This window comes from Sphingomonas sp. 179-I 2A4 NHS (genome assembly GCF_045369135.1).
Taxonomy (GTDB): Bacteria; Pseudomonadota; Alphaproteobacteria; order Sphingomonadales; family Sphingomonadaceae; genus Sphingomonas.
This window is the reverse complement of the sequence record NZ_JBIQFL010000001.1, coordinates 181,566-205,473: the sequence shown is the minus strand read 5'-3', so window position 1 is coordinate 205,473 and position 23,908 is coordinate 181,566. Positions and strand designations below refer to the sequence as shown.

The following is a 23,908-nucleotide window of genomic DNA, read 5'->3' as shown; positions in this document are numbered from 1 at the left end:
TCCCGCCCCAGCCTGTCACCGGGGCGGGATCGACATCATTGCTGCGCTGCGATCCAGTCGGCCAGCTTCTTCTCCAGCACCGGCATGGGCAGTGATCCGGTGTCCAGCACCGCGGCATGGAACGCGCGCGGGTCGAACTTCGCGCCCAGCTTCGCCTTCGCCTCCGCCTTCAGGCGCAGGACGGTGAGCTGCCCGATCTTGTACGCCAGCGCCTGGCCCGGAATAGCGATATAGCGCTCGACCTCGGCGGTCGCGTCGCTTTCCGGCATCGGCGAATTGTCGAGCATGTATTTGATCGCCTGATCGCGGGTCCAGCCTTTGGCGTGCAGCCCGGTATCGACCACCAGCCGCATGGCGCGCAGCATCTCGTCATTGAGGCCGCCCATCCGCTGCAGCGGATCGGTCTCCATGCCAAGCTCGGGCCACAGCGTCTCGGCATAGAGTGCCCAGCCCTCGACGAAGGCGGTATTTCCACCGAAGCGCATGAACGCTGGCAGGCTGTCATTCTCCTGCGCCAGGCTGATCTGGAAATGATGCCCCGGCACCGCCTCGTGCAGGTACAAGGTCTCCATGCCCCACAGGTAACGGTTCGGCAGGTCATAGGTGTTGTAATAGAACACGCCCGGCCGCGTGCCGTCCGGCGTGCCCGACTGGTACGATCCCGCCGCGTCCGTCTTCTCCTTGAACGCGGGCACCGGCCGGATCTCGAGCGGCGTCTTGGGGATCAGCGTGAACTGCTCGCGCACCCGCGCGTCCACGCGCTTGCCGATCGCGTCATAGCCCTGCGCGATCTCCGCGGCAGACTTAGGCTTGAACTTGGGATCGGTGCGCAGATAGGCAAAGAACTCTGGCAACGTGCCGGTGAAGCCGGCGCGCGTCTTCTGCGCCTCCATCTCGGCCAGGATCCGCTTCACTTCGGACAGGCCCAGCTGATGCACCTCCTCCGCCTTCATCGGCAGGGTCGTGCTGCTTTCGATAAGATATTCGTAGAGCGCCGCCCCACCCGGCACCGCCGACAGGCCGACGGTGTCGCGCGCCTTGGGCAGATATTCGCTCTTCAGGAAGTCGCGCAGCAGGCTGTGCGCCGGGTTCAGCACCTCACGCACCTGCCGTTCGTATGCCGCCGTCAGACGGGCACGCTCGGTTGCCGGCAATCCTTCGGGAAACTTCGTCACGGGTTCGTAGAACAAGGATTTCTCGACCGGCGCGTCGAGCAGGTGATCGAGCTGGCCTATCACATTCTGCACCACCAGCTTCGGCGGCACGATGCCGCGCTTCATGCCTTCCCGGGCCCGCACGATCATCCGGTCGACGACGCGCGCATATTCGGCGTTGCGCTTCAGGTTGTTGTCGTAGTCTGCTACCGTCTTGAACGGTGCCGCGCCCTGGCCGGAGGCGAATTCCGGATAGAAGGTCTGGAAGCCGGAGAAGTGATTGATCGGCAGCACATCGGTAATCTGCCGGATGGCAGGCGCGTAGCCCCGCAGCTGCCGCTCATTGTCCGCCTTGAACACGTCATAAGCGATCTGGTTGACGGGCGAGAGCTTCGCGCGATCCACCGTGCCCAGCGCGCGCAGGTTCGCCAGCAGCGCCTGCCGCTCGCCCTCTTCATAAGCCGGCGTCAGATACGGGCTCAGCCGATCGGCATAGCGCAGGTCACCGCGGAAGATGCCCTCCAGCGGGTTGCGCTTCAGCGAGGCTTCGTCGCTCTCCGCAAATATGCGGCGCAGTTTCGCATCTTCGGCGGTAGCGGCAGCGGCGGGCTTCGCTGCGCTTGCGGCAGGGGTCTGCGCCGTGGCGACGGCAGGCAAAGCGGCGGACAACAGCAGGGCAAATGCAAGGCGCAAGGTGGGGGGTACCTTTCGGGAACGTTGCCCCGCCCTAGCGCCTCTGCCGCCCCCCGCGCAACGCAGCCAAACCCTAGAATTTCGTGCCCGCGCGCAGCCCGATCGTGCGCGGGCGGATCGGCACGATATAGACGCGCTGATCGCACGCGCCGCACTGCTGGAACCGCGTCAGTTGCGCCCGTTCGTCCCACAGGTTCTGCGCGAACAGCTCGAAGGTGAAATTGCGCAGCTCCGCCCCGATCGAAAGGTTGCCGGTGGTGTAAGGCTTCAGCCGCCCGATGATCGCTGCCTTCTCCACCCGTATGTCGGACGAGGCGGAGCTTTGGTGCGCGACCAGCATCTGGATATAGCCCTTCGCCTCCCCGATCGGCACGGTGTACCGCGCCGTCCCGCCCAGCTTGAAGCGCGGGGTGATCGGCAGTCGCGTTCCCGTCGGCGCCAGCACGTCATCCCCGGTCCCGTTGCAGATCTGCGCCGCGCACAGGTCGTTGCGCGTCTTGGCGTCCGTGTAAGCGGCGGACGCCGTCAGCGACAGCGGCCCTACCCCCAGGTTCACGTCGGTCTCGATCCCTCGGATCCGCGCATCCGGCCCGTTCTGGATCACCGTGAAGCTGTTCTCGCCCAGGAACGAGAATTGGAAGGCATCCCAATTCTGCTGATACACCGCGCCGTTGAAGCGCAGTCTCCCGCCGAGCAGCGTCGTCTTCCAGCCAAGCTCGTAGTTGGTCAGGAAGTCCGCGCCATAGGCGCCGACGTCACCGCGCCGGTTGATGCCGCCCGGGCGGAACCCGCGAGACCAGGTGCCGTAAAGGAGAATATCCTCCACCGGCTTCCACGTGACGTTGAAGCGATAGGTGACGCCGCTGCCTGACGCCTTCTTGGGTACCAGCTGCCCGCCTGACAGCGTGGCAAGGTTGGTACACGGGCTTCCCGAGACGATCCCCGGCAGCAAGGCCGATGTGTCGCCGCCATTGAGGTAAACGTCGCGCAGCGTCTGCCCGCCCGCGACATAGCAACCCGCAACCCCCGTCCGCCCGGAACCGGCGCCGTTGAACGGTGACGCCGTGAATGGCCGCCCGTCATCCGGATCGACACCCGGATTGCGCCCGAAGCCGAAGAAACCGATCAGCGAATTGTCATAAATGAAGGCGCGCCCGCCCGCGGTCAGCGTCAGCGTCGGCGTCACGTCCAGGCTCGCCTCGCCGAACATGGCGTAGTCGCGGTCCACCCGCTCCTGCTGGGTCAGCCACAAAGTGCCCGGCCAGCCATTGACGGACACGTCCGGGCCCAGCCCAGGGATGTTGTAATCCTGGTGGATGAAATTGCTCTGCCGCTGGTAGAACATGCCCGCCACCACGCGGAACGGATCCTCCGCCGGCGAGGCGACGCGAAGCTCCTGGCTCAGCTTCTTGAAGTGATCGGTGCCCAGCACGTTCTGCCGCGGGTCGATCGTATTCCCAGCCGCGTCGAGGTAATAGAAATAGCCGGCGAGCCCGCCGACCGACGCATAGAGCGAGTCATAGGCTTCGGAATAATCCGTATAATCCGATGAAGAGGCAGTGCGCCGGTCGAGATAGGCGCCGGCATAGGTCACGTCCCAATTGCCGACCTGCCCCTCGATCGTCAGCGCGGCCTGGACGAAGCGATCGCGCCGATATTCGGGGTAGAAGCGCTGCACCTGAAGATCGCCGACGCTGGGATCATAGGCGAAGCTGCCGTCGCTGCGCAGCTCCTGGTACAGCACCGTCGGCGTCACGGTCCAGCTATCATCCAGGTCGATCTTCAGCGCGGCGCGCCCGCCCCAGATGTCGGTCTTGTTGTAGTTCTTCTTGACGAATTCGTCATTGTCGACGGTGATCCCGCCCGGTGTCGGGAGGAAGCTGCGCGTGCCCGGCACGTTGTCGATGAAGCCCGCATCGCGCTGATAGAAACCGACGACGCGCAACGCGATGTCCTGCGAAAGCGGCGCATTGATCATGCCCTCGATCCGGCCGCCCTCGCCGCCGCTCTTGACCGTGTTCACCTCTCCGTCGACCCGGCCGTAGAAGCCGGACGTATCGGGCTTGTTGGTGATGATGCGGATCGTACCCGCCTGGGATGAAGCGCCGTAGAGCGTGCCCTGTGGGCCGGCCAGGCTCTCGATCCGCGCAATGTCGTAGATATGGACGTCCAGCGTCCCGCCGATTGTCGTCACCGGTTGCTCGTCCAGATACGTGCCCACCGATGGCAGCGATCCCGAGTGGTTGCCGTCCCCGCCCGATGCGACCCCGCGCATGTAAACGGTGGTCAGGCCCGGCTGCGACGTCTGATACGCGACCGATGGCAGGAGCTGGGTGTAATCGTTGAAATTGGTAATGTTCAGTTGATCCAGCCGCCGCGTGCCGATCGCCTGAATGCTGATCGCGACGTCCTGAATATTCTCATCGCGCTTTTGCGCCGTGACGATGATGTCGTCCTGGAAGTCCGATCGCGCGGTATCATCAGCCGGCGTGGTCGCGGTCGTGGCATCCTGCGCCAGCGCCGGGACTGCCATCACTGCTGCCGATGCGAGGAGAGCCGAGAAACCAGCCCGCCGAACCGAACCGCAGATCATCCGCCGCCCCCCGTGTGGAACTATGTTGCGGAAGATTGTGCAACTGCGAAAAGAACGTCAATCGGCTAGGCTGAACGCTGAACGATCATTACGTCTTCGTGACAGTTCTGCAACAGATCGCCCGATTTCGAGCGTCAGAAGCGCGGAACATTGGGATAGAGTGTCGCAACATCTCCAAGCGCCGCGTCTAGGGGGGCCAGCCGCTCGGCGAAGGGCCGCCATGCATCGTTACCCGTGCGATAGATTGGCTGGCGCACCTGCTCCGAACTCGCCGTGCGCACCGGCCGCTCCGTCTCGTGGAAGGCAAGGCACCCGGGCTCGAACGGAAGCCCACAGGCCTCGACCAATCGCCGCACCTCCGTCTCCGGGTCCGCGACCAAGGCCTCGTGGATCACACGGTGCACCCAGCCCGGCAGCCCCGCGTCAACATGCGCCATCAGCCGCACATAGTCGCGATAATAGCGTCCCACGTCCTCCAGCGTGTAGCTGAACGCCTGCCCGCGCGCGAAATGCTGCTTGAAGTTCGAAAAGCAGCACGCTCGCGGCTCGCGCCGCGCATCGATCACGATGGCGTTGGGCAGGATCAAGCGGATCAACGCGACATGCGCCCAATTGTTCGGCAGCTTGTCGATGAACAGCGGCCGCTCGGTGCGGCGCTGTACCGCGGTGCGCTGCAGATATTCCTCGCCCATCGCCCGCGCCTGATCCGCGGTCAGGGTGGCGAGACCCGCGGGATAGTCGCTGACGCGCCGCGCGATCGCGGGCAAATCGGGAAGCTCGGTCGTGCCCTCGATCTGGCTGTGGCTGGCAAGGATCTGCTCGATCAGCGTCGATCCCGCCCGCGGCATGCCCAGCACGAAGATCACTTCGCGCGATGGGCAGCCCCAGTCCTGCCGCTCGGCAAAGGAGGCCGGTGTCGCAATGGCGCACACGTCGTCCACGAACCGCTCGGTCTCGTCCGCATCATAGACGATTTGCGTGCGGCGCAGCGCATTGCCGCGCGCATAATGATCGAAAGCCCGCGCCGCCTCGCGCCGGTCCTCCCATGCTTTGCCCAGCGCGAAATCTAGGTGGAACCGATCCTCGTCGCTGATGTCCGCCTGGGCGAGCGCGGCGGTCATCGCCGCCACGTCCGCGTCATCGAACCGCACCGTCTTCAGATTGGCCAGGCTCCACCACGCCTCCCCCAGTTCCGGGCGAAGCGCGATGGCGCGGCGATAGGCGGCAATCCCGTCCTGCTGCCGCCCCACCGTCTTCAGCATGTGGCCGTAGCTCATCCACACCTTCGGCTGGTTCGGCGCCTGGCGCAGCACATTCTCGTACAGCGGAATGGCATCCTCGAAGCTGCCGAGCCGTCCCAGTGCCGCCGCCTTCAGGTTCGCGTGGCCGACATGATCGGGCTCTGCCGCGAGCAACTTGTCGAGCTCTGCCAGCGCCTCCACGGGGCGGTTCAAGCGGTAAAGCACGATCGCCAAGTTCGCGCGCGCCGCGGTGAAGGCGGGGGCGATCTCCAGTGCGCGACGAAGCAGCGTCTCGGCATCGCGGTTGCGCCCGATCCGCCCGGCAAGCTCCGCCAGCATGCGGATCGCGCGCGCGTCGAACGGATCATCCTTCAGATGCGCACGCAGCAGCGGCTCGGCGACGTTCAGCCGATTGTCGTGCAGCGCCAGCGCGGCGTCGATCAGCCGCGGCGGCCAGCGTGTGGTGAGGGAAGAAGCGGGCACGGGTCGGGAGAAGATCATGCGTTGCGAGGCCGATCAAGGGATGATCGGAAACGGGCCTCGCCACGGACGATCCTCGCTTATAGAAACGCATCACTTTCCGCCGACCATCCACGCACAGGAACCCCCGCATTGACCAACCGCGCGAGCAAGCCGCTCGGCTTCTGGCCCGTTCTGGCGCTCGTCGTCGGCAATATGGTCGGCTCCGGCATCTATCTCCTTCCCGCGACGCTCGCGCCCTTCGGCACCAACGCGACGCTTGGCTGGATGGCGACGATCGCAGGCGCAATGTGCCTCGCCTTCATCTTCGCGCGACTTGCCCATGCGATGCCGGTCGCGGGTGGCCCCTATGCCTTCGTCAACGCCGCGTTCGGGCCGGTCGCCGGCTTCGCCACGGCATGGAGCTACTGGACACTGCTCTGGGCCGGCAACGCCGCGGTCGCGATCGCCGTGATCAGCGCAATCAGCCTGATCCTGCCCGGGCTTGAGGCCTATGCCGCTCTCGCGTCCCTGGTGCTGATCTGGTCGGTGGTGCTCGTCAACGTACGCGGCGTCGCCCTCGCCGGCCGCGTCCAGCTCGTCACCGCCGCGCTGAAACTGGTGCCGCTCGTCGGCGTCATCCTGCTCGCCTTGTGGCTGCTGACCACGCAAGGTGGCGAGGCGATCGTGCCCAACCCGGCGGTGCCGATCACCGGCGGCGCGATCGCCGGGGCGGCGGCATTGACCTTTTGGGGCTTTCTGGGCGTCGAGTCGGCTACCGTTCCTGCTGATCGCATCACCAATGCCGCGCGTGTCGTGCCGTTTGCGACCATTCTCGGCACATTTTTGACCGGCGCGGTCTACCTTGCGGTCAGCCTCGCGCTCACCACAATGATGCCCGCGGCCGAGGCCGCCGCCTCTCCCTCGCCGATCGCGACCTTCCTCGGCCGCACCTTCGGCAATGGTACCGCCGTCGTCGTCGCGGCCTTCGCCGCAATTGCTGCGCTGGGCGCGCTGAACGGGTTCACGCTGTTGCAGGGCGAGATCTGCGCGGCGATGGCGCGCGGCGGCGTATTCCCCGCGTGGCTCGGCAAGCAGTCCAGCCGTGGCACGCCGGCACGCGCGCACATCGTCTCCGGCGTGCTCGTCACCGTCGTCACGCTCACCAACTACACCCGCGGCATGGGCGATCTGTTCACCTTCATCGCCTCCGTATCCCTCGCCGCCGGGATGCTCGCTTACTTCGCCAGCGCTTGCGCCGCGATCAAGCTCCTCCCTGGCGATCGCCCGGCGGTGATCGTCGCCGCAATCGGCGCAGCCTTCGTGGCGTGGTTGTCATGGGGCCTCGGCGCCGAAGCCAATGCCTGGGCGCTCATCCTGCTGCTTGCCGGCGCGCCGGTGTATCTTCTCGTCAGGCGCGCCGCAGCCAGCGGCCGATAAGGCTGCGATCAGCGAGGATGGCGTGCGCCGCATTATGCCCCGGCGCGCCTGTCACCCCGCCGCCCGGATGCGTACCCGATCCGCACATGTAGAGCCCCTTGATGGGCGCGCGATAGTCGCCGTGCCCAAGCACCGGCCGCGCCGCCCACAACTGGTCGAGGCTCATCCGGCCATGGAAAATGTCGCCGCCGATCAGCCCGAACTTGCGCTCCAGATCAAGCGGCGAGTGGATCTGCCGCGCGATCACGCTCGCCTTGAAGTTGGGCGCGTGATCGTTGACCGTATCGACGATGAGGTCCGCCACTTCCTCACGGTGATCGTCCCAGCTCCGCCCACCGGGCAGCTCAGGCGCGAACTGCTGGCAGAACAGGCTGGCGATATGCATCCCCGGCGGGGCCAGGCTGTCGTCCACTGTCGTCGGCAACTTCATCTCGACGATCGGCTTCTTCGACCAGCCGAAGGCGCGCGCATCGTCGAACGCCTGGTCCATGTAATCCATGCCTGGCGCGATGATGATTCCGGCGGTATGATGTTCCGCCTTATCCTTGCCGCGCAACACGCTGAAATCAGGAAGCTCGGATAGCGCCACATTCATCCGGAACGTGCCCGATCCGGTCTTGAACCCATCCATCCGGCGCCGGAAATCGCCATCGAGATCACTCGGATCGACCATCTGGCGGTACAGCATCGCCGGGCCGACGTTCGCCGCGAGGATCCCCGCGGCAAGCTCCTCTCCGCTCTCCAACCGGACACCGGCAGCGCGCCCGCCATCGACCAGCACCTTCGCGACAGGCGTATCGAGCGAAATTTCGACGCCAGCATCGATGCACGCCGCCGCCATTGCCTGCGTGATCGCGCCCATGCCGCCGACCGAATGTCCCCAGGCACCGTACTTGCCGTTCACCTCCCCGAACACGTGGTGCAGCAGCACGTACGCACTGCCCGGCGTGGACACCCCCGCGTAATTGCCCACCACCGCGTCGAAGGCGAAGGCAGTCTTGACGCAATCATTCTCGTACCAGCCATCGAGGAAGTCGCGCGCGGACTTCACGAACAGGTCGAGCACGTCGCGCTGCGCCTCGATACTCATCCCGGCCAGTCGCTTGCCCTGGCTCGCCGCGGCGAGCAGCGAGGGCAGGCCGCCCCCCACGTTCGGCGGCGCCTTCAACGCCAGGTCGCGCATGACTTGTGCGACGCGTTCCAGCGCCGCTTCATACGCTGGGAAAGAGTCCGCATCCTTCTTCGAGAAGCGCGCGAACTCCGCCTGCGTCTGCCCGCCGCCGAGCTTGAGATAGTCATTCTCGAACGGGAAGAAGTTCGAGATCGTCCGCTCGATGATGCGAAAGCCGCGGTCGTGCAGCTTCATGTCCGCGATCACCTTCGGGCGCAGCAGGCTGACCGTGTAGCTCGCGGTCGAGTTGCGGAAGCCGGGGTGGAACTCCTCGGTGACTGCCGCCCCGCCGACGACATGGCGCCGCTCCAGCACGCGCACCTTCAGCCGCGCCCGCGCGAGATAAAAGGCACAGACCAGCCCGTTGTGCCCGCCGCCGATCACCAGCGCATCATACTTCTTCGTCATGCCCGCCCCGCCCAAAAAGCCACTTCCCCGAACCACGTTCGGCATGACGATCCTCAGTCCACTGCCTTCAACCGCTTCGACCAGCCAGGCGCCGGCGGACGATGCAGCCGCGCCTCGGGGATCCGCTCCCGGATCTTCGCCGCGAAGCTCCGCAGGCATACCTCACTCGCGCCGATCGGGCCGGCGGTGTAGCTTTGCGATGCCATGCCCTGCTGCACGCGCTCGATCAGCCACGTGTCCTCGGCGTTGACCACCCGGTTGATCCGCCAATTGGCATAGCGCGCCAGCTTCATCTCGCGCCGATCGTCGGGCAGCGCGAACACCATCTCGCGGAGCAGCGAGGTCGTCGGGCTCAGCGGCGACCACTGCATGAAATCGATCTGGTCGGCGTAGATGTCGAACGCCATGTTCGGCCACAGCTTGTAGTAAAGCCACAGCCGCTGGTTCGCTTCCGGCAAGTGCGGCACATGCGGCAGATGCTTCTGGTAGAAGCGCTCGGACGGATTGTCCGACGGGCGATCGACGAGGTAGCCGGACATCTTGTCCACCCAGCCGCTTGCCTCGATTGCATAGCTCCTGCCGAACAGCCGCGTCAGCCCGTCATGCGCCACGGGGATGTGGAGATTGTCGGAATAATTATCGCCGACATTTTTCCAGTTCACCCGCCGCTCGCGGGTGCGCACCGGCGCGATCGCGCGCATTTCCTCGAAACGGTAAGGCGCGACCTCGGCATCGTAAGGCGCGAACATCTCCGCCACGGAAGGGCCGCCATCATCGGCAAGCCGCACGAAGACGAACCCGCGCCAGCGGTCGACCTCGACCGGCACCAGCCCGGTACTTGCCATGTCGAGCGCCGGATAATCGCGCCGCATCGGCACGCCCGTCAGCCGCCCATCGAGTTCATAGACCCAGGCGTGATAGGGGCAGACCAGCTTCCTCGCGCAGCCCGCTGCGCCCTCCACCAGCCGCATCGCGCGGTGACGGCATACGTTGTGAAAGGCCCGGATCGCACCGTCCTCGCCCCGCACCACGACGACGCTCTCCCCAAGATACTCGAGCGTGTGCCAGTCGCCCGCGGCCGGAATGTCGCTCTCGTGGCAAACGATCTGCCACGAGGGGCGGATCACCCGCTCCACCTCAAGGTCGAAAAACTCGCGATCGGTGTAGAGCCAGCCGGGCAGGCTCCAGTCCGCATCGCGATCGGGCAGCGGAAGATCGATCGGACGATGCGCCATGGCGAGCCTCAGATTGCTTGTTGTACGATCGTATTATAAGCCTCTCACATGCGCAAGCGCTTCGCCCGCGTCGATGCCGACAGCCGCCGCACCAGCCTGATCGAGGCCACCGCCCGCGTGCTCGCCGAGCGCGGCACCGCCGGCGCGTCGGTACGCGCCATCGCTGCAGAGGCGGGCGTCTCCCCGGGGCTCGTCACGCACCATTTCGCCAGCGTCGACACGCTGATTGCGCAGACCTACGCTCATGTCGCGGCGCGAGTGGATCGCGCCCTTGCCGATGCGGTGGCTCGAGCAGGCGAGGATCCCCGGGCACGGCTCGACGCCTATGTTCGCGCAAGCTTCGCCCCACCAATCGCCGACCCGGCGCTGCTCGCCACATGGACCGCCTTCTGGGGCCTCGTCCGCAGCAACCCCGGCGTCGCGGCGGAGCATGATCGAAGCTACGCCACCTACCGCGAGGATCTGGAGCGGCTGCTCGCGGCCTGCGGGCTGCCCCAGCCCGACTGCCGCATTGCCGCCATCTCGATCACTGCCCTTGTCGATGGCCTATGGCTGGAACTCTGCCTGACCCCGGGCGGCTTCACCGCGGCCGAGGCGATCACAATTGCCGATCTTCACGTAACGGCGTTGCTACCCGGCTGACTGTGTCGCGCCGCAGAGCCGGCCTTGGTCCTCCCCAACCCGGCGTGTATGCCGCCACCAAAGGAGAGCCGAGCATGACCGAGCCGACGTACACGCCGCCCGAAGTGTGGACCTGGAACAAGGAAAGCGGCGGGCGCTTCGCCAATATCAACCGCCCGATCGCCGGACCGACGCACGACAAGGATCTGCCGCTCGGCAAGCACCCGCTGCAGCTCTATTCGCTCGCCACGCCGAACGGCGTGAAGGTCACGGTGATGCTGGAGGAACTGCTCGCCGGCGGCCACAGCGGCGCGGAGTATGACGCATGGTTGATCCGCATCAACGAAGGCGATCAATTCTCCAGCGGCTTCGTCTCGGTGAACCCGAACTCGAAGATCCCTGCACTGCTGGATCGTAGCGGCGATACGCCGATCCGCGTCTTCGAATCCGGCGCGATCCTGCTTTATCTCGCCGAGAAGTTCGGCGCGTTCCTTCCCACCGACCCTGCCAAGCGCGCGGAATGCCTCTCCTGGCTGTTCTGGCAGATGGGCAGCGCGCCTTACCTCGGCGGCGGCTTCGGCCACTTCTACGCCTACGCCCCGTTCAAGATCGAATACGCGATCGATCGCTTTGCCATGGAGGTGAAGCGTCAGTTGGACGTGCTCGACCGGCGGCTTGCTGAAAGCGAATATCTCGGCGGCGACGAATATACGATCGCCGATATGGCGGTGTGGCCGTGGTATGGCGCGCTCGTGAAAGGCCTCGTCTATGAGGCGGGCACCTTCCTCCAGGTACAGGATTACAAGAACGTCCAGCGCTGGACTGACCAAATCGCGGAACGCCCGGCGGTGAAGCGCGGCCGAATGGTCAATCGCGTGATGGGTGATCCCGCAAGCCAGCTCCACGAGCGCCACGATGCCAGCGACTTCGACACAAAGACGCAGGACAAGATCGGCGCACAGGAGCCCGCAGCATGAAGCTTTACGACAGCACGCGTGCCCCCAATCCCCGTCGCGTCCGCTGGTTTCTCGCTGAAAAGGGCGCCGAGGATATCGAGATCGTCCAGGTCGACGTGTTCAAGGGCGAGCACAAGACGCCGGAATATCTCGCGCGTGTCGGGCTCGCGAATGTGCCCGCGCTGGAGCTCGACGACGGCACGACGATCACTGAGTCGGTCGCGATCTGCCGCTACCTCGAAAGCGTCTATCCCGAGCCCAACATGTTCGGCCGGGACGCGCGCGAGATCGCGGAGATCGAGATGTGGGCGCGGCGCACCGAATTGCTCGTCGCCAATCCGCTGATGATGGCTGTGCGACACACGCACCCGGCGCTGGCCGCGCTCGACACGCAGGTACCGGCTATCGCCGAAGCGAATGCCGCCTCCGCTACCCGTGCCTTGAAGCTGCTCGATCGGCGCCTCGGCGAGAGTCCGTTCATTGCCGCGGAACGCGTGACGATCGCGGACATCCTCGCCTTTACCGCGATGGATTTCGCTCGGATGATCAAATTCGCGCCGCCCGCCGAACTGACAAATGTCGCGCGATGGGCCGACGAGATGCGTGCCCGTCCCGCAGCTTCGGCGGGGGTGTAGCGACAAACCAACTGCGCGCCGTCACTCAGCTCAACGCGCAGGTGACGGCGCCAGACCTCTCAATCATCCTCGTCCTCGAAGCCAAGCAAGGCCAGCGCCCTGGCCTTGATCTGGCGCATTTCGCACCAGTGGATCAGCGCATCCTCGCGCCCGTGGGTCACCCATACTTCCCTCGGCGCGATCTCCTCGATCGTCTGCGTCAGTTCGTCCCAATCGGCGTGGTCCGACATGATCAGCGGCAGTTCGACCAGCTTCTGCCGCGCGCGCTGGCGCACCCGCATCCACCCGCTCGCCATCGCCGTGATGGGATCCGGCAAGCGGCGTGACCAGCGATCGTTGAGCGCGCCGGGAGGGCACATCACGACATGGCCCACCATCGCGGCCTTTGGCACGTCGGCGACCGGGACCAGCTCGCCCAGCCGTACGCCCTGCTCGGCATAAAGGTCGCACAGGCGCTGCAGCGCGCCATGGATATAGATCGGCGCCTCATGCCCGCGCTCCCGCAGCTCCGCGATCACTCGCTGCGCCTTGCCCAGAGCATAGGCACCGACAAGCACGCAGCGGTCCGGATTGGCGTGCAGCCGCTCCACCAGCTTGTCGATCTCGTCCCCCGTATCCGGATGGCGGAACACCGGCAGGCCGAACGTCGCTTCGGTAATGAACACGTCGCACGCGATCGGCTCGAACGGCGCGCACGTCGGATCCGGCCGCCGCTTGTAATCACCCGAGACGACGATCCGCTCGCCGCGATACTCCAGCAGTATCTGCGCGGAACCGAGCACATGACCTGCAGGCGCAAAGCTCGCCTCCACCTCGCCCAGCCGGATCGTTTCGCCATAAGCCACCGGATGCCCAGCCTGTTCGCCATAGCGCGTGTCCATGATCGCCAGCGTCTCGGGCGTCGCCCATACCGCGGCGTGCCCTCCCCTGGCGTGATCCGCATGGCCGTGCGTGACCAGCGCGCGAGGCTGAGGGATCGAGGGATCAACCCACGCATCGGCGGGCCGAATGTAAATGCCGTGCGGATGGGGTTCCAGCCAGTCGCCAAGCTTCGCCATGCCGGGCAGTACGCATGATCGGATCAAATCGCCGCATCGCCTCGTTCTGCAATCAAACACCAGGAGGGATTAGGCATGGAACATTCGTCATTCGGCGACAGCCTCTGGGCGATCGTGGTGATCGGCGGCTTCCTCGTTCTCGGGCTCGCGATCGCAATTGCCAAGCTGCGCAACAAGGCAACGCCTGCGCAGGAGCGCCGCACCGAACAGGCGACACACGATCTGTACAAGGAACAGGCCCGCGACGACGCGGCACGCGGCTAATCGACTTTGATGGGGAGGACAGGCAGGCGACGCTTGTTCTGTCGCGGCGCAGGCGTTCCTATATCGCCTCCCGATGAATTCTGTCCTTCCCGCCCCGCTGACTGACTGGTTCGCGTCACGGGGCTGGTCCCCGCGTCGCCATCAGCTTGACATGCTGGCTGAGGGACGAGCCGGTCAACACGCACTTCTCGTTGCGGCCACTGGGGCCGGCAAGACGCTCGCCGGTTTCCTGCCGACACTCGCCGAATTGATCGAGCAGCCGACTGAGGGGCTGCACACCCTTTACGTCTCGCCCCTCAAGGCGCTGGCGGTCGACATCCAGCGGAATCTCGTCACGCCGCTCGATGAAATGGGCATCGACATTCGCGTCGAAACCCGCACCGGCGACACGCCCTCCGATCGCAAGGCGCGTCAGCGGGTGAAGCCCCCGCAGATCCTGCTCACCACGCCCGAATCGCTCTCGCTGCTGCTGAGCTATCCCGACAGTTTCACCATGTTCGCTGGCCTGCGCACGATCGTGATCGACGAAGTTCACGCCTTCGCCACGGGCAAGCGCGGCGATCTCCTGTCGCTGTGCATGGCGCGGCTACAGGCGATTGCGCCCGGCCTGCGCCGCGTCGCGCTCTCCGCCACCGTTGCCGACGCCGATGGCTATCGCGCCTGGCTCGCGCCGGACGGCGATATCGACAGCGTCAGCCTGGTGCAGGGCGAAACTGGCGTCGATCCCAACATCGCCATCCTGCTGCCCGAGGATCGCGTGCCCTGGGCGGGTCATTCCGGCCGCTACGCCGCGGCGCAGGTCATGGCGGAGATCGAGACTCACAAGACCACCATCGTCTTCTGCAACACGCGCAGCCTTGCCGAACTGATCTTCCAGGATCTGTGGAAGGCGAACGAGATGCAGCTGCCGATCGGCATCCATCACGGCAGCCTGGAGAAAGAGGCGCGGCGCAAGGTGGAGGCCGCAATGGCCGGCGGCCGGTTGCGCGCGCTGGTCGCGACCGCCAGCCTCGACCTCGGGGTGGACTGGGGCGATGTCGATTGCGTGATCCAGATGGGCGCCCCCAAGGGCTCGTCGCGCCTTCTCCAGCGGATCGGCCGCAGCAACCACCGCCTCGATGAGCCGTCGGAGGCAATTGTCGTCCCGGGCAATCGCTTCGAGTATCTCGAGGCGCGCGCCGCGCTCGACGCGGTGGAGGCGGGCGAGCTCGATACCGACATATTCCGCATGGGCGCGCTCGACGTGCTGGCGCAGCATGTCATGGCCTGCGCCTGTGCCGCGCCCTTTGATCAGGCCGAATTGCTCGACGAGGTCCGCTCGGCCTTGCCCTATTCGGCGCTGACCGATGAACTGTTCGACAAGGTGCTCGGCTTCATCCGCGACGGCGGCTATTCGCTACGGGCCTACGATCGCTTCAAGCGGCTGACGCAGGATGCCAACGGCCGCTGGCGCGTGAGCCACCCCAGGTTCATCGCGCAGCACCGCCTCAACGCCGGTATCATCGTCGAGGCGACGATGCTCAAGGTGCGCTTCCGCAACGGGCGCGCGCTGGGCAAGGTGGAGGAGGCGTTCGCCTCCACGCTCAGCCATGGCGATACCTTCTTCTTCGCCGGGATGAGCCTTGAGGTCGAGAAGATCGATACCGAGGATCTGATCGTCCGCGCCACCGCCCGGCCCGCGCGCATCCCCACCTATGGCGGCAGCCGGATGCCGCTCTCGACCAACCTTGCCGATCGCGTGCGCGGCTTCCTCGATACGCCGGCCGAATGGTCGCGCTTTCCCGACGACGTGCGCGAATGGCTCGAAATCCAGGCGCGCCGCTCCGCGCTGCCGCACCCCGATCAGCTATTGGTCGAAACCTTCCCGCGCGAAGGGCGCAACTACATGGTCGCCTATAGTTTCGAGGGGTGGAACGCGCACCAATCGCTCGGCATGCTGATCACCCGGCGGATGGAAACGGCGGGGCTGAAGCCGCTCGGCTTCGTCGCCAACGATTATGCCATCGCCACCTATTCGATTGATCCCGTGACCGATCCGGCGGCGCTCTTTTCGCCCGACATCCTTGAGCATGAATTCGTCGACTGGGTGCAGCAATCGCACCTGCTGAAGCGCGCCTTTCGCGAGGTGGCGGTGATCGGCGGGCTGGTGGAGCGGCAGCATCCGGGCAAGCGCAAGACCGGCAAGCAGGTGACCTTCTCCACCGACCTCATCTACGACGTGCTGCGCAAGTACGAACCCGGCCATATCCTGCTGGAGGCTGCCTGGGCCGACGCGCGGGCGCGCATGACCGACGTTGGCCGTCTCGCCGACCTGCTCGACCGCGCGGCCGGCACGATGCTCCATGTCGATCTCCCCCGCGTGTCGCCGCTCGCGGTACCGGTGCTGGTGCTGATCGGGCGTGAACGAGTCGCCACTGGCAGCGCCGACGATGCGTTGCTGATCGAGGCGGAGTCGCTCGCCGCGGAGGCGATGCGCGTCGAATGATGTTCGCTGCGCTGCCTTTGCGACGAAGGCGACATGCTGCGCAGCAATTCCTTTGACAAAGGGCCGAAACGGGCGTTCCCTCACGTAATGCGCCGCTGGTTCTCCCTTGCATTGCTACCGCTTCTGGCAAACGCGGCGCCGCAGCAGCCGCTTGTGCCGCCCGCGCCGATCAGCGAGCCGACGCTTCCTTCGTTGATCGACGAACTTGCCTTCGGCCATAATGGCTTGCGGATGACGGTGCCGGTCGAGATTGCGGGCGCCGGGCCGTACGAATTCATTATCGACACTGGTGCGCAGCGCACGGTCATCAGCCGGGAGCTGGCCGGGAAGCTGGGGCTTGCCGGCGGTCGCAACGTCCGCCTCACTGGCATGACCGGGACGGAGAATGTCGGGACAGTCGTCATCCCCTCCATCTCGGTAAGCACTTTAGGCGGCGAGCGGATCGAAGCCCCGGCGCTTGCTGCCGCGCACCTCGGCGCGCCCGGCATGCTCGGGATCGATGCGCTGCAGGGCCATGCGCTGGCAATCGACTTCGACAATCAGCGCATGACTGTCGCCCCGGCGCGCAAGCGCGGCGAGCGCGTTCGCCGCGCGCCCGATGAAATCGTGATCCAGGCGAAGAGCCTGTTCGGCCAGCTGGTCGTCACCGATGCTCGCGTCGCCGGGGAACGCGTACGCGTGATCCTTGATACCGGCAGCGCCGTCACGATGGGCAACTCCGCTCTGCGTCGCAAGCTCGCGCGCCGGAGCAAAGGCACGCCGGTATCGCTGGTCAGCGTCACCGGCGGGCAGCTTACCGCCGATTACAGCACGATCGGCTCGATCAAGATTGGCGACATCGAGATTCAGGACATGCCCGTCGCCTTCGCGGACGTGCCACCGTTCCGCTCCTTTGGCCTGGAACGGCGCCCGGCGCTGCTCCTGGGCATGGATGCGTTGAAGCTCTTCACCCGCGTGCAGATCGACTTTGCCAATCGCGAACTGCGGCTCAGCCTTCCGCGTTACGGAAGCCGACGCGGCTAGAAATAGCTTTCGCACCGCATGCACACCCGCTCCATTGCGCGGGTACCCTTTCCCTGCAACCATTGCATCTGACATGAGCAGGGGAGAGCGGGATGCGGTTTGGGGCACGGGAATTGGCAACCATGGTCGCGCTCGCGCCGCTTGCCGCGCCGATGGCGGTGCAGGCACAGGCCCGGCCTGATCAGAAGGCCTTCTTCACGCTCTACAAGGAACTGGTCGAGACGAACACGGTCGTCGGCCAGGGCAGTTGCACCCGCGCTGCGCAGCAGATCGCCACGCGGATGAAAGCCGCCGGCTATCCCGATAGCGCCGTCACGCTGTTCAGCACGCCTGAGCACCCTGATGACGGCGGCATCGTCGTCACGCTCAAGGGGAGTGATCCTTCCATCGGCGCGATGCTGCTGCTCGGCCATCTCGATGTCGTGGCGGCCAAGCGCGAGGATTGGGTGCGCGATCCGTTTAAGCTCGTCGAGGAGGACGGCTTCTACTACGCCCGTGGCACCGTCGACGACAAGGCGATGTCCGCCGTCTGGGCGGATACGATGATCCGCTTTGCGCAGGACAAGTTCACGCCCCGCCGCACGGTCAAGCTGGCGCTCACCTGCGGCGAGGAAACGACCTACGCCTTCAACGGCGCCGACTGGCTGGCGCGCAACCGCCCCGAACTCGTGCGCGCCGAATTCGTCCTGAACGAAGGCGGTGGCGGAAGGCTGGATGTGAACGGCCGGCGCCAGGCACTCGCCGTTCAGGTGGGCGAGAAGGCTGCGCAGAACTTCACTTTTGCCGCCACCAATCCCGGCGGGCACAGTTCGGCGCCGACGCCAGACAATGCGATCTACGAACTGGCCGATGCCATCAAGGCGGTGCAGGCCTATGAATTCCCGATCAAGTTCACTGACACCACGCGCGCCTTCTTCGCGGCGACGTCCCAGGCGCTCCCCGCGCCCACCGGCCCGGCTATCAAGCGCCTGCTGGCCAACCCCGCTGATGCACAAGCCGACGCCATCGTCAGCCGCGACAAGACCATGCACTCCACGCTTCGCACCACCTGCGTCGCCACGCTGGTGAACGCCGGCCATGCCGAAAACGCGCTGCCGCAACGTGCGACAGCCAACGTCAATTGTCGCATCTTCCCAGGTGAAACGGTGGACGGCACGCTCGCCAAGCTGAAGGAGCTTGCCGGCCCGAAGGTGACAGTCACCGCCAACCAACCGGTTCGCCCGATCGCCGTTCCCCCACCGCTCGATCCCAAGATCATGGGGCCGATCAAGACGATCGCGGCTAAGCATTTCCCCAACGTGCCCGTCGTGCCGATGATGTCCACGGGGGCGACCGATGGCGTGTTCTTCGGCACGCTCAACATGCCGGTCTACGGCGTGCCGGGCATCTTCCTCGAATCCGATCTGAACGGCGTCCACGGCCTCAACGAACGGGTGCGGGTCAGCGCGCTGTATGAAGGCCGCGACTATCTCTTCGACCTGGCAAAGACGCTCGCCAGCTAGAGGTAGCGGCTGAAGCGCACCCGACGTTTAGTCACCCCGGACTTGATCCGAGGACCCGCTTCTTCATGCTTGGCAGCGACGCTATCACCGGCCGAGCCAGTCGGCGACCTCGCCCGCCACTTGGTTCGCTGCCTGGTTCAGCGCGACACCAACCGGTGCCGCCTCGATCTCCGACACGGGCACCCGCGCCTCGAACCGTCGCTTCTCCAGCGTGCCGCCCTCGTCCCGCACCAGCGCCGCGTCGAACGTCACCACCGCGTTACGCGACGCGGCATCCACGCCGAACCAGCTCAACTGCCCGGCGAGTTGCGCGCCCGGCTCCGCCAGCGACTGCGCGCCGGACAAAACCACCCGCCCGGTGCGGGCGCTGACGGTGTCGGAAAGAACACGCGCGAACTGGCGCGCCGGCAACTCGGCCCATTGCGCGTCCTTAATATAGGCGATCTCCGTCGCACTCGCGCGCACCGGCACCCGGTTGTTTGCCAGCGCCTGAGGCACCGTCGGCACCTGGATCGTCACCGTACGCGCACCGGCCGAACTTTGCGTCTGGCCGACCGGAACCTGTTCGGCAGAGCTCAGGGTCAGCAGTGCGTTCGGCGGCTTCGCACCGAAGCTGATGCAGCCAGCGAGCGGCAGCAGGGCAAGACCAATCAGGATCTTCTTCATGTCCATCCTCATTTCGCCGCTCATTTGCCCTTATAATCCGGCAGCTTCTGCTGCCCGATCAGCGAGCCTGCGCCCTGCTGGTCAACCTTTTCCGCGACCGACGCCAGCGCTGCCGACATCTGGCGCAGATCGAAGACCAGCTTGTTGATCTCGGGTACCGTCTGCTTGGAGAAGGTCTGCAGGCCCGGCCGTGCATCCTGGATCGCGCCGTTCAGCGTGTCGGCACTCTGCCGTGCCGAGCGGATCGTCTCGTTCAGCGTTACCATCGTCGGCTTCACGTCGTCCGCCAGGATGCCGTTGGTGGTTTCCGCCAACGCCCCGATCTGCTCCGCCGCCGTGCCAGCCTGCGCAATCGCGATCCGCGTCTGCGCCAGCGTTGCCGCGATTTCCGGCCCGCGATCGGCAAGTGCGGCGGTCAAACGATCGGTATTCTCCAGGATGCCCGCGATCGACGCCTGGTTCTTGTCCGTCAGCAGCCCCGTCAGACGCTCCGTCAGGGTCGACAGTCGCTCGAGCAGCTGCGGCGCGGAATTGAGGATCGCGCCCAGTCCGCCGGTGCGCGTCGGGATCACCGGCACGCCATAGGGACACTGGCTCGCCATGTCGTTCTCAGGACACACGATCGGCGGCGCGCCTTTTCGCGCACCGTCGAGGCTGATCGTGCTGGTGCCCGTGAAACTGCCCTGGATGGTCGCGGCGGTGCCCTGCAGGATCGGCGTGTCTTCATTCACGCTGATCCGCACGCGCACGAATTGCGGATCGTTGCGCCACAGCTGGATCGATTTCACCTGGCCGGATGGCACGCCCGAATACGTGACCGACGAACCCTTCGCCAGGCCGTCGACCGACTGTTTGAAGAAGATGTCATATTCCTTCTCCTTCGTACCACCGAGGCGCGCGATCCACACCGTGAACAGCGCGAGGACCGCAAGAAGGATCAGTACCACGGCACCGACAAGGACGTGGTTGGAACGGGTTTCCATCAATCAGCCCCTGAACTTCGTGGCGTGCCTGGCGCCGTGCTTGTCGACACATCGGTCGAGGTACCGTCGTGTTCGTGTTCGCCCACGTGCTCGCGCGCTTCCTGTGTCGCGAGCGCGGCGCGGCCGCGCGGCCCCCTGAAATACTCCTGAATCCACGGATGATCCAACGCCAGCAACTCGTCGATGGTCCCAACGGCGATCACCCGCTTGTCCGCGAGCACCGCCACACGGTCGCAGATCGAGTAGAGCGTATCCAGATCGTGGGTGATCAAGAAGACCGTAAGGCCAAGCGTGCGCTGCAAGGATCGCGTCAGTTCGTCGAACGCCGCGGCGCCGATCGGGTCGAGGCCCGCCGTCGGCTCGTCGAGAAACAACAGTTCCGGGTCCAGCGCCAGCGCCCGCGCAAGTCCGGCACGCTTCTTCATGCCGCCGGACAGCTCCGCCGGGTATTTCGGCCCGGCGTCCGCCGGCAGACCCGTCATCGTCACCTTAAACGACGCAATCTCGTCGAGCAGCGACATGTCCAGTTCGCGATAGAACTCGCGCAGCGGCACTTGCACATTCTCCGCCACGGTCAGCGTGGAGAACAAGGCCCCGCCCTGGAACAGCACGCCCCAGCGCTTTCGGATCTCGATCGCCTCGGTTTCCTCGCGGCCGAGGGTCGGTTCGCCGAACACGGTGACCTCGCCCGCCAGCGGCGTCTGCAGGCCAATGATCGAGCGCATCAGCACCGATTTGCCAGTGCCCGATCCGCCCACAACGCCCAGGATCTCCCCGCGCTTGACGTCGAGGTCCAGATCCTCGTGCACCACCTGATCGCCAAATGCGTTCTTCAGGCCGCGCACTTCAATGATGTTGTCCGTCCCCGTCATCAGATCCAGCCGATCCGTTCGAAGAACACCGCGAAGAACGCGTCGAGCACGATGACGAGGAAGATCGCCTGCACGACGGCGGCGGTCGTGCGGGTACCCACCTGTTCCGCGTCACCCTTCACCTGCATGCCCTGAAAGCAACCAGCGACCGCGATGATGGTCCCGAATACCGGCGCCTTGATCAGGCCGACGTAGAGGTCGGTGATCGGCACCACTTCGCGCAGCCGAGCGACGAAGGTGACCGGCGGGATCTCCAGCTGCCACCAGCACAGCAGGCCGCCGCCGATGATGGCAATCAACGAGGAATAGAAGCCAAGCAGCGGCATCATCAGCACCGCCGCCAGCGTGCGTGGCACCACCAGCGCCTCCATCGGCGATACGCCGATCGTGCGCATCGCATCGATCTCCTCGGTCAGCTTCATGGTGCCAAGCTGCGCCGCAAAGGCCGATCCCGATCGGCCCGCGACCATGATTGCGGTCATCAGCACGCCAAGCTCACGCAGCGTGATCCGGCCGATCAGGTTGATCGTGAACACTTCCGCACCAAACTGCCGCAGCTGAACCGCGCCCTGCTGTGCAATGACGATCCCGATCAGGAAGCTCATCAGGCCGATGATGCCAAGCGCCGACACACCGACGACCTCGAACCGCTGCACCGTGGCGTTGAATCGGAATCGGCGGGGATGGCGAATGACATTTCCGAACGCGATGATCGTCGCGCCAAGGAAGCCGAGCAGGCCTACGAGCGTTCGACCCGAGGTCACCACCGCATCGCCGACTTCGCCGAGAACGCGGCTGAACGGCCGAATATGCGGCGCGCGTACTGGTGCGGCAGTGTCAGCGGTCTGCACCTGGTCCAGCAAATGCTGCTGTGGCGGCGTCAGCCCTTCGATCGTCGCCTGATGATCACGCGCGAACCGATGGACTACCCAGGCCCCGATCGTGTCCATCCGATCAATCCCCGACAGATCGATCTTGGACACGCTGCCGTCGAAGCTCTGCAGCCGGTTCGGCAAGTCTCCCAGCCGCGCGAGCGAAAGGTCCCCGGTGAAGCGCAGGACGTCTCCGTCCTCTTTAAAGTCGGTGAGCCCGGCCATCGTCCGCTTCCTTGCGTGAAAGCCTGCACGACGGCAAGGCACAGGTGCAGAAACCCACCGTTGTCACACACATAGACATTCTGCTGGAACTGTATCGGCCTGGGTCACAGGGCAACGTCGACGGCGTGGATCGCAAGACCGACGAGGCCGCCGACCAGCGTGCCGTTGATGCGGATGAACTGCAGATCCTTGCCGACCGCATGTTCCAGCCGCTGCGTGATCGTTCGCGCGTCCCACCCACGAACGGTTTCCGATACGAGGCCGACGATCACATCGCCGTAATCCGCCGCTGCACCAACCGCGACACGGCGCGTGAAGCGATTGATCGTCGCACGCAGGCGCACATCGCTTTCAAGCGTCTCGCCCAGCTGGCGCATCATCTCGCCCATCTTGCCTGCAAGCAGCGCCTCCGGATCGCGCGCCATCCGCAGCATTGCCTGGCGCGCCTGCTCCCACAGGCCATTGATCCAGTCCTGCATCGCCGGATTCTCGAGCAGCCCCAGCTTCAGAGCCTCCACCCGCTCGCGCATCTCCGGCTTGTGCTGCAGATCGGCCGCGAGCGTCACCAGCGCCTCTTCCACCTTGGCGCGCATCGGGTGGTCGGGCTGCTCCGCCATGTCGGTGAGCATCTTGTCGAGGCCATCGATGATCTTGTTGGCGAGCGTCTCGTCGAGGCCTGTCCAGCGCAGGATCGTGCCGGCGCGTTCATGCACCATCGCGCGCACCATGCTGTCGTTCGCTTCCAGCACCTTGCGTGCCCAGCGCACCACCCCGTCCAGCAGCGGCAGGTGCCGGTCCTCGGCCATTGCCGCCTCCAGCGCACGGCCCAGCATCGGCGAGAGGTCGATCGCGCGCACCTGCTGCACCATGGCGCCGCGCACCATCCCGCCCAGTCGCTCCTGATCGAGCGACTGCAGCACTTCGACGGCGAGCCGCGAGGCACCGCGCGTCACCCGCTTGCTGCCGCCCGTCGGATTGCTCAACCAGCGGCCGAGCGCGCCCGCCACGTCCATGCGGCGCATCCGCCGCGCAACCACCACCGGAATCAGGAAATAATCCCGCAAAAAGCTGGCGAGCTGGTCGCCGATCCGGTCCTTGTTGCGCGGGATGATTGCGGTGTGCGGGATCGGCAGCCCCAGCGGGTGGCGGAACAGCGCAGTCACTGCAAACCAGTCTGCCAGGCCGCCCACCATCGCCGCCTCAGCGAAAGCGCGTACGAAGCCCCAGGCGGCGTGTCCGTTCTCCAGATGACGCGCGACGAGGAAGGTCGCGGCCATCACGATCAGCATGCCCGTCGCGATGACGCGCATGCGTACCAGCCCGGGCGGCGGGCGCATTCTGGCTGGGCGCCG

At 65.6% G+C, this 23,908-nt stretch carries 19 protein-coding genes; 8 read left to right on the top strand and 11 right to left on the bottom strand.

All coding sequences use genetic code 11. From position 1 onward, the window contains the following. Positions 1–35 precede the first annotated feature (35 nt). The 3 genes from ACH0CP_RS00930 to ACH0CP_RS00920 all read right to left on the bottom strand — a co-directional run bounded on the left by ACH0CP_RS00930 (position 36) and on the right by ACH0CP_RS00920 (position 6,164). A complete protein-coding gene (locus tag ACH0CP_RS00930) occupies positions 36–1,847 on the bottom strand; it encodes a DUF885 family protein (protein WP_294442975.1) in 1,812 nt (603 codons plus the stop codon). Between the two features lie 73 nt (positions 1,848–1,920). Further along, positions 1,921–4,380 carry a TonB-dependent receptor gene (locus tag ACH0CP_RS00925; RefSeq protein ID WP_294442974.1) on the bottom strand — a complete coding sequence of 820 codons (2,460 nt, stop codon included), beginning with the start codon at positions 4,378–4,380 and terminating at the stop codon, positions 1,921–1,923. A gap of 194 nt (positions 4,381–4,574) precedes the next feature. Then, positions 4,575–6,164 (bottom strand): sulfotransferase, encoded by a 1,590-nt coding sequence (locus ACH0CP_RS00920; RefSeq protein WP_294442973.1) that lies wholly within the window; start codon positions 6,162–6,164, stop codon positions 4,575–4,577. 129 nt (positions 6,165–6,293) lie between these two features. On the opposite strand from ACH0CP_RS00920, the gene ACH0CP_RS00915 reads away from it, so the two are divergent. Continuing rightward, entirely contained in the window at positions 6,294–7,580 is a 1,287-nt protein-coding gene (locus ACH0CP_RS00915) for an amino acid permease (RefSeq protein WP_406888918.1), read from the top strand. Here the strand turns inward: ACH0CP_RS00915 and ACH0CP_RS00910 are convergent. Both ACH0CP_RS00910 and ACH0CP_RS00905 read right to left on the bottom strand, forming a co-directional pair. Next, positions 7,552–9,159 (bottom strand): NAD(P)/FAD-dependent oxidoreductase, encoded by a 1,608-nt coding sequence (locus tag ACH0CP_RS00910; protein ID WP_294442971.1) that lies wholly within the window; start codon positions 9,157–9,159, stop codon positions 7,552–7,554. The genes ACH0CP_RS00915 and ACH0CP_RS00910 overlap by 29 nt on opposite strands. A 53-nt stretch (positions 9,160–9,212) precedes the next feature. Then, positions 9,213–10,394 (bottom strand): aromatic ring-hydroxylating dioxygenase subunit alpha, encoded by a 1,182-nt coding sequence (locus ACH0CP_RS00905; RefSeq protein WP_294442970.1) that lies wholly within the window; start codon positions 10,392–10,394, stop codon positions 9,213–9,215. A gap of 48 nt (positions 10,395–10,442) precedes the next feature. Here ACH0CP_RS00905 and ACH0CP_RS00900 point away from each other — a divergent pair, with 48 nt between their 5' ends. The 3 genes from ACH0CP_RS00900 (at position 10,443) to ACH0CP_RS00890 (ending at position 12,606) form a co-directional block, all read left to right on the top strand. After that, the gene (locus tag ACH0CP_RS00900) at positions 10,443–11,036 is read left to right on the top strand and encodes a TetR family transcriptional regulator C-terminal domain-containing protein (RefSeq protein WP_294442969.1); all 594 of its coding nucleotides are present in this window, start codon (positions 10,443–10,445) and stop codon (positions 11,034–11,036) included. A 74-nt stretch (positions 11,037–11,110) separates the two neighbouring features. Then, positions 11,111–11,992 carry a glutathione-dependent disulfide-bond oxidoreductase gene (gene yghU / locus ACH0CP_RS00895; RefSeq protein WP_294442968.1) on the top strand — a complete coding sequence of 294 codons (882 nt, stop codon included), beginning with the start codon at positions 11,111–11,113 and terminating at the stop codon, positions 11,990–11,992. Next, entirely contained in the window at positions 11,989–12,606 is a 618-nt protein-coding gene (locus tag ACH0CP_RS00890; protein WP_294442967.1) for a glutathione S-transferase family protein, read from the top strand. Before yghU ends, ACH0CP_RS00890 begins: the two co-directional genes overlap by 4 nt. A 59-nt stretch (positions 12,607–12,665) precedes the next feature. On the opposite strand, the gene ACH0CP_RS00885 is transcribed toward ACH0CP_RS00890, so the two are convergent. Next, positions 12,666–13,664: a ligase-associated DNA damage response exonuclease gene (locus ACH0CP_RS00885; RefSeq protein WP_294442966.1), complete on the bottom strand. Its 999-nt coding sequence runs from the start codon at positions 13,662–13,664 to the stop codon at positions 12,666–12,668. A gap of 75 nt (positions 13,665–13,739) precedes the next feature. Here ACH0CP_RS00885 and ACH0CP_RS00880 point away from each other — a divergent pair, with 75 nt between their 5' ends. The 4 genes from ACH0CP_RS00880 to ACH0CP_RS00865 all read left to right on the top strand — a co-directional run bounded on the left by ACH0CP_RS00880 (position 13,740) and on the right by ACH0CP_RS00865 (position 18,938). Further along, positions 13,740–13,928, top strand: a complete 189-nt coding sequence (locus ACH0CP_RS00880) for a hypothetical protein (protein WP_294442965.1) — start codon at positions 13,740–13,742, stop codon at positions 13,926–13,928. A gap of 73 nt (positions 13,929–14,001) precedes the next feature. Then, complete coding sequence (locus tag ACH0CP_RS00875) at positions 14,002–16,413, top strand: ligase-associated DNA damage response DEXH box helicase (protein WP_294442964.1); 2,412 nt, start codon at positions 14,002–14,004, stop codon at positions 16,411–16,413. Positions 16,414–16,500: 87 nt separating this feature from the next. Then, positions 16,501–17,436, top strand: coding sequence for a retropepsin-like aspartic protease (locus ACH0CP_RS00870; RefSeq protein WP_294442963.1), 936 nt, complete (start codon positions 16,501–16,503; stop codon positions 17,434–17,436). Positions 17,437–17,528: 92 nt separating this feature from the next. Continuing rightward, on the top strand, positions 17,529–18,938 hold the full coding sequence (locus ACH0CP_RS00865; RefSeq protein WP_406875414.1) for a M20/M25/M40 family metallo-hydrolase: 1,410 nt from the start codon (positions 17,529–17,531) through the stop codon (positions 18,936–18,938). A gap of 84 nt (positions 18,939–19,022) precedes the next feature. Here the strand turns inward: ACH0CP_RS00865 and ACH0CP_RS00860 are convergent, their stop codons facing one another. The 5 genes from ACH0CP_RS00860 to ACH0CP_RS00840 all read right to left on the bottom strand — a co-directional run bounded on the left by ACH0CP_RS00860 (position 19,023) and on the right by ACH0CP_RS00840 (position 23,866). Further along, a complete protein-coding gene (locus tag ACH0CP_RS00860) occupies positions 19,023–19,604 on the bottom strand; it encodes an ABC-type transport auxiliary lipoprotein family protein (protein ID WP_294442960.1) in 582 nt (193 codons plus the stop codon). 20 nt (positions 19,605–19,624) lie between these two features. Beyond that, on the bottom strand, positions 19,625–20,587 hold the full coding sequence (locus ACH0CP_RS00855; RefSeq protein WP_294442959.1) for an MlaD family protein: 963 nt from the start codon (positions 20,585–20,587) through the stop codon (positions 19,625–19,627). Beyond that, positions 20,587–21,459, bottom strand: coding sequence for an ABC transporter ATP-binding protein (locus tag ACH0CP_RS00850; protein ID WP_294442958.1), 873 nt, complete (start codon positions 21,457–21,459; stop codon positions 20,587–20,589). The genes ACH0CP_RS00855 and ACH0CP_RS00850 overlap by 1 nt, the downstream gene beginning before the upstream one ends. Then, positions 21,459–22,556 (bottom strand): ABC transporter permease, encoded by a 1,098-nt coding sequence (locus tag ACH0CP_RS00845; protein ID WP_294442957.1) that lies wholly within the window; start codon positions 22,554–22,556, stop codon positions 21,459–21,461. Before ACH0CP_RS00845 ends, ACH0CP_RS00850 begins: the two co-directional genes overlap by 1 nt. 104 nt (positions 22,557–22,660) lie before the next feature. Further along, positions 22,661–23,866, bottom strand: coding sequence for a DUF445 domain-containing protein (locus ACH0CP_RS00840; protein ID WP_294442956.1), 1,206 nt, complete (start codon positions 23,864–23,866; stop codon positions 22,661–22,663). Between the last annotated feature and the right edge of the window lie 42 nt (positions 23,867–23,908).

Excerpts from the sequence above, each read along its gene's own strand:
- ACH0CP_RS00925 (WP_294442974.1), bottom strand. The coding sequence starts at position 4,380 with ATGGCAGTCCCGGCGCTGGCGCAGGATGCCACGACCGCGACCACGCCG.
- ACH0CP_RS00880 (WP_294442965.1), top strand. The coding sequence starts at position 13,740 with ATGGAACATTCGTCATTCGGCGACAGCCTCTGGGCGATCGTGGTGATC.
- ACH0CP_RS00870 (WP_294442963.1), top strand. The coding sequence starts at position 16,501 with ATGCGCCGCTGGTTCTCCCTTGCATTGCTACCGCTTCTGGCAAACGCG.
- ACH0CP_RS00840 (WP_294442956.1), bottom strand. The coding sequence starts at position 23,866 with ATGCGCGTCATCGCGACGGGCATGCTGATCGTGATGGCCGCGACCTTC.
- ACH0CP_RS00905 (WP_294442970.1), bottom strand. The coding sequence starts at position 10,394 with ATGGCGCATCGTCCGATCGATCTTCCGCTGCCCGATCGCGATGCGGAC.
- ACH0CP_RS00910 (WP_294442971.1), bottom strand. The coding sequence starts at position 9,159 with ATGACGAAGAAGTATGATGCGCTGGTGATCGGCGGCGGGCACAACGGG.
- ACH0CP_RS00850 (WP_294442958.1), bottom strand. The coding sequence starts at position 21,459 with ATGACGGGGACGGACAACATCATTGAAGTGCGCGGCCTGAAGAACGCA.
- ACH0CP_RS00885 (WP_294442966.1), bottom strand. The coding sequence starts at position 13,664 with ATGGCGAAGCTTGGCGACTGGCTGGAACCCCATCCGCACGGCATTTAC.
- ACH0CP_RS00875 (WP_294442964.1), top strand. The coding sequence starts at position 14,002 with ATGAATTCTGTCCTTCCCGCCCCGCTGACTGACTGGTTCGCGTCACGG.
- ACH0CP_RS00890 (WP_294442967.1), top strand. The coding sequence starts at position 11,989 with ATGAAGCTTTACGACAGCACGCGTGCCCCCAATCCCCGTCGCGTCCGC.
- ACH0CP_RS00860 (WP_294442960.1), bottom strand. The coding sequence starts at position 19,604 with ATGAAGAAGATCCTGATTGGTCTTGCCCTGCTGCCGCTCGCTGGCTGC.
- ACH0CP_RS00865 (WP_406875414.1), top strand. The coding sequence starts at position 17,529 with ATGCGGTTTGGGGCACGGGAATTGGCAACCATGGTCGCGCTCGCGCCG.
- ACH0CP_RS00900 (WP_294442969.1), top strand. The coding sequence starts at position 10,443 with ATGCGCAAGCGCTTCGCCCGCGTCGATGCCGACAGCCGCCGCACCAGC.
- ACH0CP_RS00855 (WP_294442959.1), bottom strand. The coding sequence starts at position 20,587 with ATGGAAACCCGTTCCAACCACGTCCTTGTCGGTGCCGTGGTACTGATC.
- ACH0CP_RS00845 (WP_294442957.1), bottom strand. The coding sequence starts at position 22,556 with ATGGCCGGGCTCACCGACTTTAAAGAGGACGGAGACGTCCTGCGCTTC.
- yghU (WP_294442968.1), top strand. The coding sequence starts at position 11,111 with ATGACCGAGCCGACGTACACGCCGCCCGAAGTGTGGACCTGGAACAAG.